Genomic DNA, 17,277 nt, shown 5'->3' on the forward strand with positions numbered 1-17,277 from the left:
CCTGTCAGAGCAATGGCTGAATGGCGGCGCAGACGCCCTTCAGCGCCTCTTCGACATTGGCGTCGGCCCGCCACAGCGCGTCGACGCGCGGCGCCATCGCGGCGAATATCTGCGGCACATGCTCATGCGAAGGGTGAACGCGGCCGTTGACGATCGCTGCGGCGACGCTTTTCATCTGCTCGGGCGGGATCAGCTTGTTGGAGTTGACGAAGGCGTCGCTCTCCAGGACGCTCTTGCGGGCCGGCGGAAAGAACTGGGCCATGACAGCCACATTGTCCTTGCTGGTCATGTCGGCCACCAGTTGCGCGGCAAGCTCCTTGTTCTTGCCGGACGCAAAGACTGTCAGCGCGGCCTGGCCGATGACCGGAGCTTCGCCGGCGGGTCCCGAAGGCAAGGGGGCGATGCCCCATTTGAAGCCTGCCTCGGGCATCTTCGAGGCTCGCGAGATCTGGTTCACGGTCATCGCCGAATTGCCGGAGAAGTAGTCGCCCTGCTCTCCCGGCGGCACGATCGACCTGTCCTTGAACACCATATCATGGAGCTGCTTGATGGCAGCCACCGCTTCAGGCTTGTCGAGGCCGCACTGGCCGTCGGCCCACAGATCACCGCCGTAAGCGCGCACGGGCGGCAGCAAGGCGTGCGTCATACGCGATGCGTAACCTTCGCCATCCTTGAATTCGAAGCCCCATTTGCCGGGATTGGCCTCGGTGATCTTCTTGGCGACCTCCTGGAATTTCTGCATGTTCCACTCGCCCTTCGCGGCGAGCTGGTTGGGATCTTCGACACCTGCTTTGTCGAACATGTCCTTGTTGTAGTAGATCAGGAAAGGCGAGGTGGAGAAGGGCACGCCGTAGACCTTGCCGTCCTTCTGCCAGAGCGCCATGGCGGGCTGGGAGAAATCGTCGAAATTGTATCCCTCGGTCGCCTTGAGCGTCGGGCCGATGTCCATCAGCAGCCCGGCGTTCTCGAAGGCGGGTGCGGCATCCTCCATCATCCAGGCGATGTCGGGGGCGTTGCCCCCGGCGACCTGGAAAGTGAGCTTCTGCGTGTAGTCGGCGACCGGAACGGTCTCGAATTTCACCGTGACGCCCGGATGCTTGGCGATGAAGCCCTGGGCGATGCCGTTCAGCATCTTGAGGTGGGCCTCGCTGCCCGTCCACACGGTCACTCGGAGTTCCTGGGCCAGCGAGTGCGCCGACAGGGCGCACAGCGCCAAGGTCGATAGTGCAAGCTTTATTGCGGTCTTCATGGTTTCCTCCCGAAACGCCGATGGTCCAATCAACAACTGCGGGCGCGCAACGAACGGGCCGGCAGGCGGCGGCGACTTGTCATGCCGTTGTCCCCGGCAGCGCGCCGGGCGCGTCGCCGATCGTCCAACCGCCGTCAACGGGCAGGTCAGCCCCGGTGACGTAGCGGGCGGCGTCGCTGCACAGAAAAACGAAGGCGCCGACGAGGTCGTCGGCCTGGCCGTGGCGGCCGGCGGGAATCTTCGCGGCGACCGCTTGGCGGAAGGCGGCGTCCCGGTAGCGCTCGGCCGTTGCCTCCGTCTCGATCGCGCCGGGCGATACCACATTCATGGTGACGCCATGCGGCGCAACCTCGCGCGCCAGGGCGCGCACCGCCGTAAGTTGCGCCGCCTTCAGCGAGGCATAGACGATCGTTTCCGCGCGCGGACGCCTCGCCATCACGCTGCCGGTCGCGACCACGCGTCCCCATCCGCGCTTGGCCATGGCGGGAACGAACCGCGTGGCCAAGGTGAGCAGGGCCGTGAAGTTTGCCGCCACATGGGCCTGGATATGCGCTTCGTCGATCTCGCTCCATGCACGGCGCCGCTCGATCGCGCCGTTCGAGACGAGGATGTCGATGGGCCCGGCGCCGGCGGCTTCATCGGTAAAGGCCGACATTGACTTGCTATCGGTGAAATCGGCCTCGAGAACCGCGGTGCCCGGGCCGATAGCGGCAGCCGTTTCGCGCGCGCCGGCGGCGTCACCGAAGTGATGCAGCGCGACGCTGGCGCCATGCTGCGCCAGGGCGATCGCAACCGCGCGCCCGATGCCGGAGCTGGCGCCGGTCACCAGCGCCCGCCGTCCGGCAAGGGAAAAACGGTCCTTGCTCACGGCGACGGCTCCCCGAGCTTGCCGGCCACCTCGAACGAGGCGATGTCGGCCGCGTCGAAATGCTCGTGAATGCGCCGGTCCGCGAGATCGGTGTCGCCCGCCATGATCGCGTCGTAGATCGCCTGGTGCCGTTCGACGGTGGCCCTCCAATCCGTTTCCGTGCGGTTGGAGCGCTGGGAGAACAGTTCCGAAACCTCGCGTTGGACAGACCGCATCCCTTCCATCTGAATACGGATCATGGAGTTGCCCGTGGCCGTCGCGAGGCCGAGGTGGAACAGAATGTCGGCTTGCGTGAAATCGCCAGGGCTCCCGATGCCGGCGTGCATGTCGAGCACGGCCTGGCGCATCATTTCCAGGCCGCGCGGATCGCGGCGCTCGGCGGCCAGCCTGGCTATGCCAACCTCGATGACGCGGCGCATCTCGTTGGCTTCCTGAAGCCGCGTCAGGCTCGAACGGACCGCATAGGCGTAGATGCGCTCCATCGGCTCGCCGCTGAGTGCCTTGGCGCGGGCAACTTTTCCTTGCTGCGTCGAAACGAGGCCGGCGCTGGTCAACTGGCGCAGCGCCTCGCGTGCGATGGGCTTGGAGACGCCGAATTCCCGGGCGATCTCGCCTTCCGGCGGCAGCGCTTCGCCAGGCGCGATGCGTCCGTCGAACAACGCCGCGGCGATCGCATCCGAGACGCCGTCCGCGAGGCGGGAAGGGCTCGCGAGTTTCGCGGAGAAAATCGGCTTGCGTGCTTCGTCCAGGGGCATTCGGAATCCTTTCCGAGCTCACTAGCACGGTTTTCCCGAACATAGCAACTAAGTTTTTTGGTTGCTAAGTTTACAAGTGAAAGCTATGAAGGCGGTGCGAGAGGACCAAGGGAGAAATCTGGAGCCGATGCACGTGAGCGATCCAATCGCGGCGGGGCCGCTGAAGATTGCCGAGGTGATTGCCCATCCCCTCAGCCAGACATTGCCCCGGCCCACGGTCACGTCCTGGGGCGTCTATGAAAAGGTCTCGCTGGTCCTGGTCGAAGTGCGCACGAGCGAGGGCATTGTCGGCGTAGGCGAAACCCTGGCGCGGTTCTCGCCCAAGGCTTATGTCGAGCTGATCGAAAGCTCGCTCAAGCCGCGCCTGCTCGGCCAGGACGCGCGCAACATCGGCGCCCTATGGCAGTCCATGCGCCGCGTGCTTTCGGGCAGGGCGGGCGGCGTGCTGATCGAGGCCATCGCCGGCGTGGACATCGCGCTATGGGATATATTGGGCAAGGCGACCGGGCAGCCGATCGCGAAGCTTCTCGGCGGTGTCGGACGCGACCGCATCGACGTCTATGCCGCCGCGGTCAACTGGGTCGACGACGATGCCGCCGACGCTGAACTCGATCGTTATCTCGGCGAGGGCTTTACGCGCATCAAGGTTAAGATGGCGCGGCCCGTGCGCGAAGCCTGCAAACGGATCGAGCGCATCCGCAAGCGCGCCGGCGATGCGATCGGGCTCTGCGTCGATGCGAACTGGGCCTACAATCTGGACGAGGCGGTCGAGGTAGGTCATGCGCTTTCGGCAAACGGCTATTTCTGGTTCGAGGAGCCGCTGCAACCGGAAAACGAGCAGGGTTATGAGGAACTGCGCCGGCGCTGCGACGTGCCGCTGGCCGCGGGCGAGAGCAATTTCACGTTGGACCAGGCGCAGCGCCTGATCGCCAACCGGACGCTGTCCGTGCTGCAGCCCGACGTGGCGCGCGCGGGCGGCATCTCCGAGACGCGTCGCATGGCCGACTACGCCGCCGCGCATGATGTCCGCTACGCGCCGCATATCGGCATGTCGGGCATCGTCTGCGAGACCGCAAGCGTCCATCTGTCAGCCGCGATGCCGAACTTTGGCGTCATGGAGTGCGAGTGCGACGCCAGCCCGTTCAAGGCCAGCCTGGCCGATCTCGCGCCCGGTTGCGTCAGGCAGAAGAACGGCACGCTCGACGTCCCGCAGAAACCCGGGCTCGGCATCGAGATCGACTGGGACGCCGTCAAGAAACTGAAAGCCGGATGAGGCCGAGATGAAGAACCAGGTTCCAAACCAGGGCGCTGACCTCGCCGAGGCGATGCGGCTGGCGTTGTTGCGCGCGGACCCCGCGCTCAGCCGCTTCGACCCGCTGCCGCGGATATTGTCGTTCGACGATTTCGCGCGCGGCCATTGCGGCTGGTCGCAGCTTGTCGGCAACTATGAGAACGATCTGGACACCATGCTGCCGGGCTACGCGCAACATACCAGCGCGATGCTGTCGACGCTCGCGCACTGGGACGCCGGCTCACACGGGGGGATGGATTCATCCTATGCGTTGAAGGTTGCGACACGTCCCCTGCCGGGAGCCCGCAACGTCGCCATCAAACGCCACACATTCAGGAAGCGCGGACCGATCCGCTTCGAAATGTATTTCACCTTCAAGCCCGAAGCCAATGCGCTGAAGCTGTCCGAAACCGATGTGCGCTCCGTCGGCTTCCTGTTCGACCTGCAGGGCGGAGACCAGGATAGCAACAGCGATCGGGTCATGCCGCATCTGCGCTTTTTGAACGCGCTCGACGGCCAGCACTTGCAAAAATGGCAATACAAGCGTGAGACCGAGAAGATCATCCCGATCGGCAGCGACGACAAGACGATCAGCCACTATCACCTGTCGCCGGAGGGATGGCTCGACCTTCCCGGCGGATCGCAGCGCCTGTGCTACAACGAGATCCCCACCAAGGTGAACTGGACTTATCTGTGCTTCGATTTCGATCTGGAATCGATGACGGCGCTCGGGCTGCGCTGCAACGATCGCAGCTTCGATCTCTCGGGATTCGATTCGATCCGCATTCCGGCGATGAAGAACCTGTGGTGCATGCTCAATTTCGGCCTCTTCGCTGAAACCGACGTTGCCAAACGGGCCTTCCTCTATGTCGATTCCATCTGCATTTCCGGAGACTTCTGATGCTGCCCGAGAACATCACCGCGGTCGTCTCGCGCAACGAGCGCTGGCGCGGCGAGGCCGCCAGCGAGCCTTACGAGGCAGGATGGGCGCGCGAGGCGATCTTCTTCGTGCGCGCGTTGAAGCAACCTGTCGGCCCTGCGGCAACGGCGTGGATCGAGATCTCGCCGGATGGAATGCACTGGCTGCGCGAAGGCACCGAGTTTGTCATGCCGGCCGAGCGCGACGGCATGGCAATGGCGCGGCTTAGCCATTTTGGCAACTGGCTGCGCGTCGCGGCGCGTTTCGACAGCGGCGCGGAGTGCAGCGTGCTCGTGACACTGCACCTGAAGGCCTGAACACGCCGTGCCAAACCTTGCCGCCGGCCAACCCTTACTGTTCACGGAGACATCATGATCGATCCCTATCCGACGTTTGCCCAGGACAGTTTTGCCGGCAAGACCGTGCTGGTGACCGGTGCCGCGAGCGGCATGGGTTTCGAGACCGCCCGTGCCTTTCTCTCCAAGGGCGCCGAGGTCGTGATGTGCGACCGCGATACCGAGGGGTTGGCGAAGCGCCATGACGAATTGAGCGGAACGGCCGGGACACCACCGCACAAGGTGGTGGCCGACATGGGCGACCCCGACAGCATCGCGCGCATGTTCGACTATTGCGACGCCAAGCTGGCGCGGCTCGACAACGTCGTGACCTGCGCGGCGATCATCACTGCCAAGAGAATCGCGGAGCAGGATTGGGCGCACTGGCAGCGCGTCCTCGGCGTCAATCTGCTGGGCACCTTCTTCACCGTTCAGGGGGCGGTGCAGCGCATGCAAGGCAATGCCGGCGGGGGGAATATCGTGTGCGTGGCCTCCGACGCCGGTGTGCATGGCGGCGGCGGGCTCATCGCCGACACCGCCTATGCGGCGTCCAAGGCCGGCACGCTGTCGCTGGTGAAGTCGGTTGCGCGCGAATTGGCGGGAAAGAAGGTGCGCATCAACGCCCTCAATCCGGGGCCGACCGATTCGCCGATGCATTCCCATATCGACCAGGCTCTCAAGGACCGCATCGCGGCCAATTTGCCGATGCGCCGCATGGGCCGGCCCGACGACATGGCCGCCGCGATCCTATTCCTTTGCTCGGACGCCGCGAGCTTCGTCTATGGCGCGGCGCTCGACGTTGATGGCGGCTCGATGTTCCGCTGACCGGCACCGCCAAGCATGGTGACCGGCGTTAGCACCGGTCACCGCACCCTGCCGGCGGCACGACCTACGGAATTAGGCGCTCTCCATGACTTTGCTCGGAACCTGACATACTTGAAACCGAAGGTTCGGCGAACGTTCTCCTCAGGCGGAAATGCGGCCTCTGCCCGTCTTGATCCCCGCCATCCAGGGTATGGAGGTCGAGACGTCTTCAAGGATCCTGGCCGAGCGCGCAAAGCCGGCAAAAGCATCGCGTGCCAGCGAAGCTGGGACATGGCCGTCATAGGCGCGTTGACACGCGCGCAGGGCGGTTTCGAAAATCGGGCCTCTGCGGTTCCGGCGCCAATTCTGCAGAAACTCGAATGCATCTTCGAGGCACGCTACTTCCTCGATCATGAAATCCCCGTTCTTCACCAGAACAGGCTGCTCGAACATTTTGTCATTCATGAACTTCCTCCATTGGCTGGATGCTTTTGAGGGGTTGGCCCCAACCCCTTCATTGGGGCAGTTCATCGTTTCACGAGACGCCGAACTGCTCTAACTGTTTGTTTCTACGTAATTTCCAAGGAAAAAGCGGTATGCGCTTTTCCCGGGATTGCTCTAGGCTGCTTCAGGTTCCGGCAGGGAAAATGCCCCGCCACCGCCTGCCCTCGGCGGGATCGCCGCGCAGACCGGGCTCGGAGGTGGATCGTCATCATCGTCTTCACCTCGGATGCCCGCGATCCAGCGGGACCAACTCCCTCGACGGAAGCGGCCGAAAGACCGCCGCTGGGACCGAGACGCCGCCCTGTGCGGCGGATGCCCTTGCTCGCGCTCATCCAGTGCCTTCAGCGCGCGAAGGATCTCATCCACATTCATGACCGAGCCGTCATCCAGCCTGCGCAGCGACGGAGCGTCGTCAACCGCATGCGCGTCCGAGGCCCATGAGGCAAGCAAGGCACGCTTCGCCTCAAGGCTCATGGTTGAGCAGTTGAGAACGTCGCCGGGGTTTTTCGGCACCGGCGAGACGTCGATGCGGGTCGGTTTTCTTGTGCCGGCTTGAAGAAAGATATCAGCTTCGCTTCTCATCTCCGTTCTCCGCAATCTTGGCTTCCCGGCGTTGCCGGGAGGCGGACCGCAGGTTGTTGCGACATTCTAGGCCGCCTTGCGCGACACATCCTGGCTTATCGACTTCGTTGTATTTTCAGGGTCGCGGACGCCAATCTCGATGCGACGCGGCTTGAGTTCCTCGGGCACCTCACGCACGAGCTCGATGGCGAGCAAACCGCAGTTCAGCGTCGCAGCCTTCACCCTTACGTGGTCGGCCAGCCTGAAGGCCTGTCTGAAATTACCTATCGCAAGGCCTTGGTGGAGAACTTGCCGCTGCTCTGGATCGGGCTTCTTGCGTCCGGTAACGCACAGTTCGGCGCCGTTCTGCACGAGTTCGAGCTCGTCCAGGTCGTAGCCTGCTACCGCCATGGTGATGCGGTAATTGTTCTCATTCTTCTTTTCAATGTTGTAGGGAGGCCAGTCCGAGCGAATGCTGCTGTCGAGCATGTCGAAAAGACGGTCGAAGCCGACCGTCGTGCGGTAAAGGGGTGCAAAATCCACGCTTCTCATATCCATATCCTCCGAAAAGCAACATGGGACGCCGCAGGTGTCGCGACGCCTTTTTCATCGAGCCGAAGCCTCGACGCGAAACGATCTGGGAACGGCCAGAAATCTCTTCAAGAGGGGTCCCAAAAATTTTTTGATGCTAAGTTGCCATGCAAGAACAGTGGCTTGCGGTAGTTTTGCCGCACGACCCTTTCACTCTTGCAACAGCAGGATCTGCCCCGAAGCGGTACATGGCCCGAGACTTCCGCGATGGTCGGGGCGCCGATACCGATCCCACGGACTCGGTAGAAGTATCCCTATGCAGTGTCGCCGCGCACGTCGCCATCCGTCGCGGACGTGGGGCGAGATCGGCTGTGCCTACGCTTCCTCGGAAACTTCGTTCATCATGGACTTCAGCGGCTCCTCGCCGACATTGTCCTCGATCTGGTCGTGTCCAGGCGTGTCCGGCAGCGCCTTGCGGAAATTCCTCGCATAATCCGGCGGCATCCTGGGCGGCATCATTGGCTCATAGGCGTCCACGACGGCCTCGATGATCACCGGTCCCTGCGTGGCGAAGGCCGCCTCAAGCACGCCCTCGACCTCTTCCGGCCGCGAGACGCTGTAGCCGATGCCGCCCATGGCCTCGGCGGCCATGGCGAAATCGATGGGCTGCAGCTCGCAGCCGAATTGCGGATTGCCAAGGAACATCATCTGCTCCCAGGCGATCTGGTTCAGCATGCCGTTCTTGAGCACGAGGACCTTGAGGGGAATGCCGTGCCGTACCGCAGTCGAGAATTCGCCGAGTTGCATGGCAAGCCCACCATCCCCAACCACTGCGAAGATAGGGCGCCCCGGAAAGGCAATGCCGGCGGCAATCGCATAGGGAAGGCCGCAGGCCATAGAGGCGAGCGCTCCAGAAACCCCGAATGCCTGTCCGGCCTTCATGTCGATGTGCCTGGCAGCCATCTCGGTATTCTGTCCTGAATCGGCTGCCAGGATCGCGTTCTCAGGCATACGCCTGCCGAATGCCTTGACCACGAGTTGCGGCTTCAGCGGCACATCCGGCTTGGCTTCGGATAATGCCATTGCATCGCGCCAGCGGGTCATTTCCTGCCGCGCCTTTCCCAGGAAGGAGCGGTCGCTCTTGCGCTCGAGGCGTTCGTTGAGAAGACGCAAGGTTTCGGCGGCATCGCTTACGAGCCCTGCCTCGACGGGATACCGCAGGCCGATCCTCTGCGCGTCACGGTCGATCTGGACGCCGCGCGCCTTGCCGGGTTCAGGATAGTATTCGATGTAGGGGAAGGTCGATCCGACGATCAGCAGGGCGTCGCATTCGCTCAGCGCATCCTGCGAGGCGCGGGTGCCGAGAATGCCGATGCCGCCGGTCGTATTCGGATGGTCGTCGGGCAGCACGGCTTTGCCGAGCAGCGCCTTGGCGACGGGCGCCGCGAGCAGGTCCGACGCGCGTTCAAGTTCTTCGCGCGCGCCGAGTGCGCCGCGCCCGGCCAGGATAGCGACTTTTTTCGCCGCATTGAGAATCTCAACCGCCTGGTCGAGCTGGTCGGCAGCCGGAAGCCGGCTGCCTTCGAACCATCGATCGGGGGTGTGCGAGGGCCGGTTTCGCTTCGAGCGGTCTGCCTCGGGCAACTCGTTTTCCTGTACATCGCTGGCAATCGACAGATGGGCGACGCCGCGCCGGGCAAGAGCCGAGCGGCAGGCGAGACTGGCCAGGTTTTCCATATGGGCGGCATCGGAGACCTGCGCGTTGAAGATCGCGACGTCGTTGAAGGCGCGGGTCAGGTCGACGTCCTGCTGCGTAAAAGTCTCGATAAGGTCGTGGAACTGCATGCCGGTGATGGCAAGCACGGGAGCCTGGTCGAGCTTGGCGTCATAGAGGCCGGTAAGGAGGTGTGTGCCCCCCGGTCCCGAGGTGGCCAGGCAGACGCCCAACCTGCCGGTCCATTTGGCATAGGCGCACGCCATGAATGCGGCAGATTCTTCGTGCCTGACCTGGACGAACCGGATGCGGTCCTGACGGGTGCGCAACGCCTCCATGATGCCGTTTATGCCGTCGCCCGGCAGGCCGAAGACGACCTCCACTTTCCAGTTGATCAGCGTGTCGACGAGGATTTCGGCGGCATTGGGCATGGCGGATTTCCTTTATTGAGCACGCCGCCCTCTCGAACCGAGAGGAGGTTCAGTGTTTCGTATCGGGATCGGGACAGAGCTGCCGTACGTCCTCAGGCAGCGAGGCGCGGACCTTTCTGATCTGACCAGGGTCGATATGATGAAAGAGGACCTTGAAGACCGATTGAACCGCGGCTTTCGGGTCGACGGGACGCCTATCGTTCATGCCCTGCTCAACGGGGCCGAGAAACTCTTCAAGAGAACGGCTCTTTTGCGGCAGGCGTGACGGCTCGAACTGCTCATAGTAGGTGCCGCGCACGAGCAGCGGCAACTGCGCTCCAAGATGCGAAGCCATGTCGACCGGCAGCCGGTCCCTGACGGTGCGCAGGACGACGCCGAGCAGGTGCCAAGCGAACTGGCGATCCTGTCCGTGGTCGGCCATGATCTCGTCCAGCCAGACGTTGGTGGTTTGGGTGGTCTTGTCGAAAATCTCGAGTCCGGTAGCGCTCATCGCCGCCTCCTCAATCGAATCGCTCACCCGCAAAACCCGTCGGCAAAACCATCGGTGGCAGGGAAAGTTTCATGCCGGGCCGAAATTTCTTCGCTTCGGCAGTTCACGCGAGATGCTGCACCGGCTGTCGCAGTCGCTGTCCGACGATCACAACGGCCGGAGCGTCCGCAACGTGATCGAATAGCGATGCTCTTTCATCGGCGGTATGCTGTGCTCCCACTCGGTCCGGGAGGCGCCCGCCATCAGATATGCGGATCTCGGCTCGACCGTGACGGTTTCGCGGTCCCATTTCGCACCGTTCCTGCGGCGCAGGCGGAAACTGCAAGCAGCCAACAGCGACACTCCGGCGACAATGCCGAAGTGCGGCTTGTCGCGATGCCATCCGATGCCGGCGCCCGGCCGATATTCGTTGATCAGGACCTGCACGAAATCGGCGGCAGGCAGGCCGGCAAAGCCGGCTACCTTGTCCCTCAAGGGCAGCAAGAAACCTGGTATGGGCGGCGCCTCCATCACCTGGCGCCGCTCATAGTCGTAGCGCAGGCCGAAGCCTGCCACGCGCCTATTGGCGAGATAGCCGTGGAAATCGAATGGCTGGAAGGACAGGCTCTCGAGCTCCCGCACCAGTTCAGCTTCCTGCGCCGGCGTGATCAGTTCGGGCCGGTAACGAAATCCTTCCGGCAAGCTGTCGGGCGCACCAAAGAGGTCGTCCTGGCGAGGATCCGTGGGATTGCTGGTTCCGGGCGATGGCATCGCCTTTAGATGGTGAAATCCGCGGCTGAGGCAAGATTTCCCCGGCCGGCCGCGTGGGGCGGCTCGCATTTGATGGGAACCTCGACTTCGCTGTCGGATTATTCAATGCGGGCGGGACGCATCGTATTACAACCAGCTTTGCCAAGGAGAAACTCGTGCGGGCAATGCGTAGCCGGCCTGAACAAGGAGAGCTCGATCTTATCGACCGTTATTGGCGGGCGGCGAATTTTCTGTCGGTCGGGCAGATCTATCTGATCGACAATCCGCTGCTGAAGGAGCCGTTGCGGCCGGAGCACATCAAACCTCGCCTGCTTGGCCACTGGGGTACTACGCCCGGCCTGAATTTCATCTACGTCCATCTCAATCGCATCATCAGGCAGCGTGCTGCCGACGTGATCTACATTTGCGGCCCAGGCCACGGTGGACCGGGGATGGTCGCCAATACCTATCTCGAAGGGACCTACAGTGAAATCTATCCCGAGGTCAGCCGCGACGAGGATGGGCTGCGCAAGCTCTTTCGCCAATTCTCCTTTCCGGGCGGCATCCCGAGCCATGCCGCCGCGGAAACGCCGGGGTCGATCCATGAGGGCGGCGAACTCGGCTATGCGCTGGCTCACGCCTATGGCGCCGCGTTTGACAATCCGGACCTCGTCGTGGCCTGCGTGATCGGCGACGGCGAGGCGGAAACGGGGGCGCTGGCAGCCTCCTGGCATTCGAACAAATTCCTCAATCCGGTCCATGACGGCGCTGTCCTGCCGATCCTTCATCTCAACGGCTACAAGATCGCGAATCCGACGGTGCTCGCCCGGATCGAGGTGCAAGAGTTGCGGAGCCTGCTGGCTGGATATGGCTATGAACCTTTTTTCGTCGAAGGCGACGAACCGCGGGCGATGCACCGGCTGATGGCCGAAACGCTCGATACGGTCTTCGATCGGATCGATGAAATCCAGAAGGAAGCGCGCGAGACCGGCAGAGTGGATCATCGGCCCCGCTGGCCGATGATCGTGCTGAGAAGCCCGAAGGGGTGGACCGGTCCGAAGGAGCTGGATGGCAAGAAGGTCGAGGGGTTCTGGCGCGCGCACCAGGTGCCGATCACCGACCCGCGAAACGATGCAGGCCATCTCGCAGCTCTGGAAAGTTGGATGCGGGGCTATCGGCCCGAGACGCTTTTCGATGAAGCGGGCAGGTTTCGAAACGAGCTACAGGCCCTGGCGCCGGACGGCGAGCGGCGCATGGGCAGCAATCCACATGCCAATGGAGGGATGCTCAAGCAGGAGTTGCGATTGCCGGATTTCCGCCACTTCCGGGTCGCGGTCCCGAAACCCGGCGGCGCAAGGGCCGAGGCGACGAAGCTCATGGGAGCGTTCATCGAGGAGGTCATACGGCTGAATGCCGATGCCCGCAATTTCAGGCTCATGGGACCGGACGAGACATCGTCAAACAGGCTGGACGCCGTGTTCGACGCGACCGAGCGCGTCTGGATGGAAAAGATCGAGCCTTATGACGAGCATCTGGGGCGCGACGGCCGCGTCATGGAGGTGCTGAGCGAACATCTTTGCCAAGGCTGGCTGGAAGGATACCTGCTGACCGGCCGGCACGGCCTCTTCTCATGCTACGAGGCGTTCATCCACATAGTCGATTCCATGTTCAACCAGCACGCCAAATGGCTGAAGGTCTCGCGCGAACTTGCCTGGCGGCGGCCAATCGCGTCGCTCAACTATCTGTTGACCTCCCATGTGTGGAGGCAGGACCACAATGGCTTCAGCCATCAGGATCCCGGCTTCGTCGATCTCGTCGCCAACAAGAAGGCGGACATCGTGCGCATCTACTTCCCGCCGGATGCCAATACGCTGCTCTGGGTCACGGATCACTGCCTGCGAACCTACAATCGGGTCAACGTGATCGTTGCCGGCAAGCAGCCGGCTTCCCAGTGGCTGCCAATGGACGACGCCATACGTCATTGCGAGGCCGGCATCGGGATCTGGGATTGGGCGGGAACCGAGCGTGGAGAAGAGGATCCCGACGTGGTGATGGCCTGCGCGGGAGACGTGCCGACGCTGGAGACGCTCGCGGCTGTCGACCTTCTTCGCCAGGCGATACCGGATCTCGCCATACGCGTCGTCAACGTAATGGACCTGATGGCGCTGCAACCCAAGGAGCAGCACCCCCACGGCCTGGCGGACGCGGAATTCGACAGGCTGTTCACGACCGGCAGACCGGTGGTCTTCGCCTACCACGGCTATCCCTATCTCATTCACCGGCTGACCTACAAACGGGCCAATCACGACAACTTCCACGTTCGCGGCTACAAAGAAGAGGGCACGACGACCACGCCCTTCGACATGGCGGTGCTCAACGAACTGGACCGTTTTCACCTAGCCATCGAGGCGATCGACCGGGTGCCGGGGCTGAGCGCCAGGGCAGCCGATGCGAGGGCCCGATTTGCCGACGGCCTGAACGAGCACACGCGCTATGTTCGCGAACATGGCGAGGACATGCCCGAGATCCGGAACTGGGCCTGGCGCGACAAAGCGGGCGCGGCGGATGGTTAAGGCTGTGCCCGCCGGGGAGTGCCGCTCGTGACCAGCGCAATACTCGCCCTCAATGCAGGCTCGTCCAGCCTGAAGTTCGGCCTGTTCGAAGCCGGATCACAGGAGGGGCCGGTGCTCACGGTGAGCGGTGCGTGCGAAGACTTGGATGACGAGCCAAGCCTCGTCGCCAAGGACGCGTCGGGCAAATCCATCTTCAAACGCGCCGTCAAGCCCGCAAGCCCGCCCGTAGAGGTTCTCCTGCGGGACTTGTTCGATGTCCTCGATCCGTATCTTGCGCAGGCTCCGCTGAGCGCGGTCGGCCATCGCATCGTCCATGGTGGCAAGCGGTTTTCGACTCCGGTCCTGCTGACCGGCGAGATCGTCGAGGCGCTCGACGCGCTGACGCCGATGGCACCGCTCCACCAGCCGGCCGGCCTGGCGCCGGTTCGTGCGATCTCCAAACTGCTGCCCGGCCTACCCCAGATCGGTTGCTTCGACACCGCCTTTCACCGCACGCTGGAGCCGCCCGTCAACCGCTATGCGCTGCCGCGCGAGTTCGAGGAAAGCGGGATCCGCCGTTACGGCTTCCACGGCCTTTCCTACGAATTCGTCGCAGGCCAGCTGCAGGCGCTTTCGCCCGGACTCCGGGGCAAGCGTTGCGTGGTCGCGCATCTCGGCAGCGGATGCAGCCTGTGCGCCATGCGCGAAGGCAGAAGTCTCGACACCACCATGGGGTTCACCGCGCTTGACGGGTTGATGATGGCCACGCGGCCGGGCGCCATCGACCCCGGCGTGCTTCTCTACCTTCAGCAGGCGCGCGGCATGTCCGTGAAAGAGTTGGAGACCTTGCTCTATCACAAGTCCGGCCTGCTCGGCGCTTCGGGAGTGTCGGCAGATGTGCGGACCTTGCTTGGCAGCAAGGATCCTCGTGCGGCGGAGGCGATCGATCTCTTCACGTTTCGGATCGCCCGCGAGATCGCGGCGATGGGAGCCACGCTCCAGGGTATCGAGGCGCTGGTGTTCACGGGAGGGATCGGAGAGCATTCCTGGCAGATCCGTGAAGCGGTTTGCGAGCGCCTGCGATGGCTGGACGTGTTGCTCGACGCGAATGCAAACCGGTCGGGAAAAGAGCGGATCACCGGCGAGGGCAGCGCGGTCGATGTTTACGCAATCGCCACTAACGAAGAATTGATCATCGCCCGCCAGGTGCTGGCGACCGTGCCGATCTGACCGCTGAACTCGGTCCGCGGCGACCCGCCGGGACCATGAGGCAGGAACCTCCGGCCTTGGGGATTGTTTATGGGCCAACCGAGAGTTGATATGGAAGGACTTCCTCATGGCAAGGGAGAATCCGGCTTCCACGGCCAGCATCGCCGGCCATCCCATCCATCCGATGCTCGTGCCCATTCCCATCGCCTGCTTCGTCGGCGCATTGCTGACGGACCTGAACTACTGGCGGACGGCGGAGATGATGTGGGCGAATTTCTCCGCCTGGCTGCTGACGGTCGGCGTGATCGTGGGCGTGCTGGCCGCCATTGCCGGCCTCACCGACTTCCTGGGCGATCGCCGGGTGCGCGCACATAAAACCGCGTGGCTGCACATGCTGGGCAATGCGGTGGCGGTCATACTGTCCTTCTTCAACATGCTCATACATACCCGTGATGCCTGGACCTCGGTGATGCCGACAGGCCTTATCCTGTCGGCGCTGGTGGTACTCATCCTGATATTCACCGGCTGGCTGGGCTGGGCCCTTGTCTACCGCCACCACGTGGGAGTGGCCGATGAAACCGTTTGATCGATCCGGCAAGCGACGCGCTTATGGTACAGGGCTTGCGTTCCTTTGCTTTGCGACGCTCGGCGCCGCGGGCTGCAGCAACGATGCCGCCGACCCAAGCACTCAGATAGGCCCCAACCCGAATTTGCCGGAGATAAAGCAATATCTGTTCCCGCCGATGCATCTTGCATCCGTGGTCGGCTGGAAGAAGGATGAAACGCCGACGGTAGCGCAGGGCCTGCAGATCCATGCGCTGGCGACCGGGCTTCAGCATCCGCGCTCGCTCTACATCCTGCCGAACGGCGATGTGCTGGTCGTCGAATCGAAGGCCCCGCCGGAACCGCCAGCCAAACGGCCGAAGGATATCGTGATGGGCCTGATCGAATCGCTTGTCACCTCGGGCGGCGATACGGGACCGAGCAACCGCATCACCTTGCTGCGTGACAGCAATGGCGACGGCGTGCCTGACGTCCGGGATGTGTTCCTCGATCACCTGAATTCGCCCTTCGGCGTCGCCCTGGTGGGAAACGACCTCTATGTTGCCAACACCGACGCGATCATGCGCTACCCCTACAAGCCAGGCGACACCAAGATCACCGCGCCGGGTGTCAGGTTGACGGAATTGCCGGGCGGTCCGATCGATCATCATTGGACCAAAAGCCTCGTCGCCAGCCCGGACGGTTCGTTGCTCTATGTCGGCGTCGGTTCGAACAGCAACATCACCGAAAACGGCATCGGCGCGGAAAAGGATCGTGCCGCGATCTGGCAGGTGGACAGGGCCACCGGACGATCGCGCATTTTTGCCAGCGGATTGCGCAATCCGAACGGCTTGAGCTTCGAGCCGCAGACCGGAGCACTCTGGACTGTCGTCAACGAGCGCGATGAACTTGGGCCAAATCTGGTTCCAGACTACATGACATCGGTGAAGGATGGCGGCTTCTACGGCTGGCCGTACAGCTATTACGGCCAGCATGTCGATCCCCGGGTAATGCCGCAGCGCCCCGATCTGGTCGCCAAGGCGATCGTTCCCGACTATGCGCTGAGCTCGCATGTGGCACCGTTGGGCATGGCCTTCTACACCGGAACCAGCCTGCCGCAGACATATCGAGGCGGCGCCTTTGTCGGCGAGCACGGCAGCTGGGACCGTCCCGGGCTGAATGGCTACAAAGTCGTCTTCGTGCCATTCAGCGGTGGCCGTCCGAGTGGCATGGCTCAAGACGTCGTCACAGGTTTCCTCAACGACCAGGAGGAGGCGCGTGGTCGGCCGGTCGGCGTTGCCATCGACAAAACCGGAGCGCTGCTGATCGCGGACGATGTCGGAAACACAGTGTGGCGCGTCACACCCTCGGGGTGATGATCGCTGCTTCAGGCCTGTCGCTCTCCCGCGGGTCGGCATCAAGCTCGGTCCGCCTTTGTCCCTTTGGCAGGATGTCACGAAATATTACGTGAGGGAACGTCGGCGCCGAAATCTGCATTCTCCGGGGGAGACGACCGTCGTCTCGAAGTTGGATTGAAAGGAGAATTACCATGCCCAATCAAGGTGGTAGCCACGAGCAACATGTGAAGGCGGGCCAGCAGAGCCACAAGAACACGGAAAACAAGAACCGCCAGCAGCAACAGGCCGCAGGCAACAATGAGCGGCAACAGGGCGACGGCTCCAACATGCGGGGCGGCTCGCACGAACAACATGTAAGAGCGGGCCAACAGAGCCACAAAAACCGCTAGGGCATTTCAGCCAGGCGCGCTGACGCTCGCTCCGTATCATGACAT

18 protein-coding genes are annotated in these 17,277 nt (G+C 63.0%); 10 read left to right on the forward strand and 8 right to left on the reverse strand.

The features are described from left to right. Window positions 1-4: 4 nt before the first annotated feature. From FJ973_RS16030 to FJ973_RS16040, 3 genes are all read right to left on the reverse strand, one after another. On the reverse strand, window positions 5-1,249 hold the full coding sequence (locus tag FJ973_RS16030) for a sugar ABC transporter substrate-binding protein (protein ID WP_140496168.1): 1,245 nt from the start codon (window positions 1,247-1,249) through the stop codon (window positions 5-7). 79 nt (window positions 1,250-1,328) lie between these two features. Continuing rightward, window positions 1,329-2,117, reverse strand: a complete 789-nt coding sequence (locus tag FJ973_RS16035) for an SDR family oxidoreductase (protein WP_140556660.1) — start codon at window positions 2,115-2,117, stop codon at window positions 1,329-1,331. Continuing rightward, window positions 2,114-2,872 carry a FadR/GntR family transcriptional regulator gene (locus FJ973_RS16040; protein WP_140556662.1) on the reverse strand — a complete coding sequence of 253 codons (759 nt, stop codon included), beginning with the start codon at window positions 2,870-2,872 and terminating at the stop codon, window positions 2,114-2,116. Before FJ973_RS16040 ends, FJ973_RS16035 begins: the two co-directional genes overlap by 4 nt. A 133-nt stretch (window positions 2,873-3,005) precedes the next feature. Here FJ973_RS16040 and FJ973_RS16045 point away from each other — a divergent pair, with 133 nt between their 5' ends. The 4 genes from FJ973_RS16045 to FJ973_RS16060 are packed head-to-tail and all read left to right on the forward strand — an operon-like array spanning window position 3,006 to window position 6,242. Beyond that, window positions 3,006-4,145 (forward strand): mandelate racemase/muconate lactonizing enzyme family protein, encoded by a 1,140-nt coding sequence (locus FJ973_RS16045; protein WP_246671676.1) that lies wholly within the window; start codon window positions 3,006-3,008, stop codon window positions 4,143-4,145. A gap of 52 nt (window positions 4,146-4,197) precedes the next feature. Next, window positions 4,198-5,064 (forward strand): DUF6772 family protein, encoded by an 867-nt coding sequence (locus FJ973_RS16050; protein ID WP_140556704.1) that lies wholly within the window; start codon window positions 4,198-4,200, stop codon window positions 5,062-5,064. Beyond that, window positions 5,064-5,399, forward strand: a complete 336-nt coding sequence (locus FJ973_RS16055; protein WP_140496164.1) for a hypothetical protein — start codon at window positions 5,064-5,066, stop codon at window positions 5,397-5,399. The genes FJ973_RS16050 and FJ973_RS16055 overlap by 1 nt, the downstream gene beginning before the upstream one ends. A gap of 54 nt (window positions 5,400-5,453) precedes the next feature. Beyond that, window positions 5,454-6,242 (forward strand): SDR family oxidoreductase, encoded by a 789-nt coding sequence (locus FJ973_RS16060; protein ID WP_140556663.1) that lies wholly within the window; start codon window positions 5,454-5,456, stop codon window positions 6,240-6,242. A gap of 141 nt (window positions 6,243-6,383) precedes the next feature. Here FJ973_RS16060 and FJ973_RS16065 read toward each other — a convergent pair whose 3' ends face one another. After that, entirely contained in the window at window positions 6,384-6,686 is a 303-nt protein-coding gene (locus tag FJ973_RS16065; protein ID WP_140556665.1) for a DUF982 domain-containing protein, read from the reverse strand. A 409-nt stretch (window positions 6,687-7,095) separates the two neighbouring features. On the opposite strand from FJ973_RS16065, the gene FJ973_RS31160 reads away from it, so the two are divergent. Then, window positions 7,096-7,281 carry a hypothetical protein gene (locus FJ973_RS31160; RefSeq protein ID WP_140686584.1) on the forward strand — a complete coding sequence of 62 codons (186 nt, stop codon included), beginning with the start codon at window positions 7,096-7,098 and terminating at the stop codon, window positions 7,279-7,281. Between the two features lie 92 nt (window positions 7,282-7,373). Here the strand turns inward: FJ973_RS31160 and FJ973_RS16075 are convergent, their stop codons facing one another. From FJ973_RS16075 to FJ973_RS16090, 4 genes are all read right to left on the reverse strand, one after another. Beyond that, window positions 7,374-7,838, reverse strand: a complete 465-nt coding sequence (locus FJ973_RS16075) for an Hsp20 family protein (protein ID WP_140496161.1) — start codon at window positions 7,836-7,838, stop codon at window positions 7,374-7,376. Between the two features lie 354 nt (window positions 7,839-8,192). After that, window positions 8,193-9,962, reverse strand: coding sequence for a thiamine pyrophosphate-dependent enzyme (locus FJ973_RS16080; protein WP_140556669.1), 1,770 nt, complete (start codon window positions 9,960-9,962; stop codon window positions 8,193-8,195). 49 nt (window positions 9,963-10,011) lie between these two features. Next, the gene (locus FJ973_RS16085; RefSeq protein ID WP_140556671.1) at window positions 10,012-10,452 is read right to left on the reverse strand and encodes a DUF2267 domain-containing protein; all 441 of its coding nucleotides are present in this window, start codon (window positions 10,450-10,452) and stop codon (window positions 10,012-10,014) included. A gap of 147 nt (window positions 10,453-10,599) precedes the next feature. Next, complete coding sequence (locus FJ973_RS16090) at window positions 10,600-11,202, reverse strand: alpha-ketoglutarate-dependent dioxygenase AlkB (RefSeq protein WP_140556672.1); 603 nt, start codon at window positions 11,200-11,202, stop codon at window positions 10,600-10,602. Between the two features lie 164 nt (window positions 11,203-11,366). Between FJ973_RS16090 and FJ973_RS16095 the strand changes: the two genes are divergently transcribed. The 5 genes from FJ973_RS16095 (at window position 11,367) to FJ973_RS16115 (ending at window position 17,232) form a co-directional block, all read left to right on the forward strand. Beyond that, on the forward strand, window positions 11,367-13,754 hold the full coding sequence (locus tag FJ973_RS16095) for a phosphoketolase family protein (RefSeq protein WP_140556706.1): 2,388 nt from the start codon (window positions 11,367-11,369) through the stop codon (window positions 13,752-13,754). Between the two features lie 18 nt (window positions 13,755-13,772). After that, the gene (locus FJ973_RS16100; protein ID WP_318013749.1) at window positions 13,773-14,963 is read left to right on the forward strand and encodes an acetate/propionate family kinase; all 1,191 of its coding nucleotides are present in this window, start codon (window positions 13,773-13,775) and stop codon (window positions 14,961-14,963) included. A gap of 106 nt (window positions 14,964-15,069) precedes the next feature. Next, entirely contained in the window at window positions 15,070-15,528 is a 459-nt protein-coding gene (locus FJ973_RS16105) for a DUF2231 domain-containing protein (protein ID WP_140556674.1), read from the forward strand. Next, a complete protein-coding gene (locus tag FJ973_RS16110; RefSeq protein ID WP_140556675.1) occupies window positions 15,515-16,861 on the forward strand; it encodes a sorbosone dehydrogenase family protein in 1,347 nt (448 codons plus the stop codon). Before FJ973_RS16105 ends, FJ973_RS16110 begins: the two co-directional genes overlap by 14 nt. 173 nt (window positions 16,862-17,034) lie before the next feature. Continuing rightward, window positions 17,035-17,232, forward strand: coding sequence for a hypothetical protein (locus tag FJ973_RS16115; RefSeq protein ID WP_140496155.1), 198 nt, complete (start codon window positions 17,035-17,037; stop codon window positions 17,230-17,232). Window positions 17,233-17,277 lie beyond the last annotated feature (45 nt).

This window comes from Mesorhizobium sp. B2-1-3, assembly GCF_006442495.1.
In the GTDB taxonomy this organism is placed as follows: Bacteria; Pseudomonadota; Alphaproteobacteria; order Rhizobiales; family Rhizobiaceae; genus Mesorhizobium.

What these genes read in the sequence shown, in the direction of transcription:
- FJ973_RS16030 (WP_140496168.1), bottom strand. Translation starts at nt 1,249, where the DNA reads ATGAAGACCGCAATAAAGCTTGCACTATCGACCTTGGCGCTGTGCGCC.
- FJ973_RS16040 (WP_140556662.1), bottom strand. Translation starts at nt 2,872, where the DNA reads ATGCCCCTGGACGAAGCACGCAAGCCGATTTTCTCCGCGAAACTCGCG.
- FJ973_RS16050 (WP_140556704.1), top strand. Translation starts at nt 4,198, where the DNA reads ATGCGGCTGGCGTTGTTGCGCGCGGACCCCGCGCTCAGCCGCTTCGAC.
- FJ973_RS16055 (WP_140496164.1), top strand. Translation starts at nt 5,064, where the DNA reads ATGCTGCCCGAGAACATCACCGCGGTCGTCTCGCGCAACGAGCGCTGG.
- FJ973_RS16060 (WP_140556663.1), top strand. Translation starts at nt 5,454, where the DNA reads ATGATCGATCCCTATCCGACGTTTGCCCAGGACAGTTTTGCCGGCAAG.
- FJ973_RS16065 (WP_140556665.1), bottom strand. Translation starts at nt 6,686, where the DNA reads ATGAATGACAAAATGTTCGAGCAGCCTGTTCTGGTGAAGAACGGGGAT.
- FJ973_RS31160 (WP_140686584.1), top strand. Translation starts at nt 7,096, where the DNA reads ATGACCGAGCCGTCATCCAGCCTGCGCAGCGACGGAGCGTCGTCAACC.
- FJ973_RS16075 (WP_140496161.1), bottom strand. Translation starts at nt 7,838, where the DNA reads ATGAGAAGCGTGGATTTTGCACCCCTTTACCGCACGACGGTCGGCTTC.
- FJ973_RS16080 (WP_140556669.1), bottom strand. Translation starts at nt 9,962, where the DNA reads ATGCCCAATGCCGCCGAAATCCTCGTCGACACGCTGATCAACTGGAAA.
- FJ973_RS16085 (WP_140556671.1), bottom strand. Translation starts at nt 10,452, where the DNA reads ATGAGCGCTACCGGACTCGAGATTTTCGACAAGACCACCCAAACCACC.
- FJ973_RS16090 (WP_140556672.1), bottom strand. Translation starts at nt 11,202, where the DNA reads ATGCCATCGCCCGGAACCAGCAATCCCACGGATCCTCGCCAGGACGAC.
- FJ973_RS16095 (WP_140556706.1), top strand. Translation starts at nt 11,367, where the DNA reads ATGCGTAGCCGGCCTGAACAAGGAGAGCTCGATCTTATCGACCGTTAT.
- FJ973_RS16105 (WP_140556674.1), top strand. Translation starts at nt 15,070, where the DNA reads ATGGCAAGGGAGAATCCGGCTTCCACGGCCAGCATCGCCGGCCATCCC.
- FJ973_RS16110 (WP_140556675.1), top strand. Translation starts at nt 15,515, where the DNA reads ATGAAACCGTTTGATCGATCCGGCAAGCGACGCGCTTATGGTACAGGG.
- FJ973_RS16115 (WP_140496155.1), top strand. Translation starts at nt 17,035, where the DNA reads ATGCCCAATCAAGGTGGTAGCCACGAGCAACATGTGAAGGCGGGCCAG.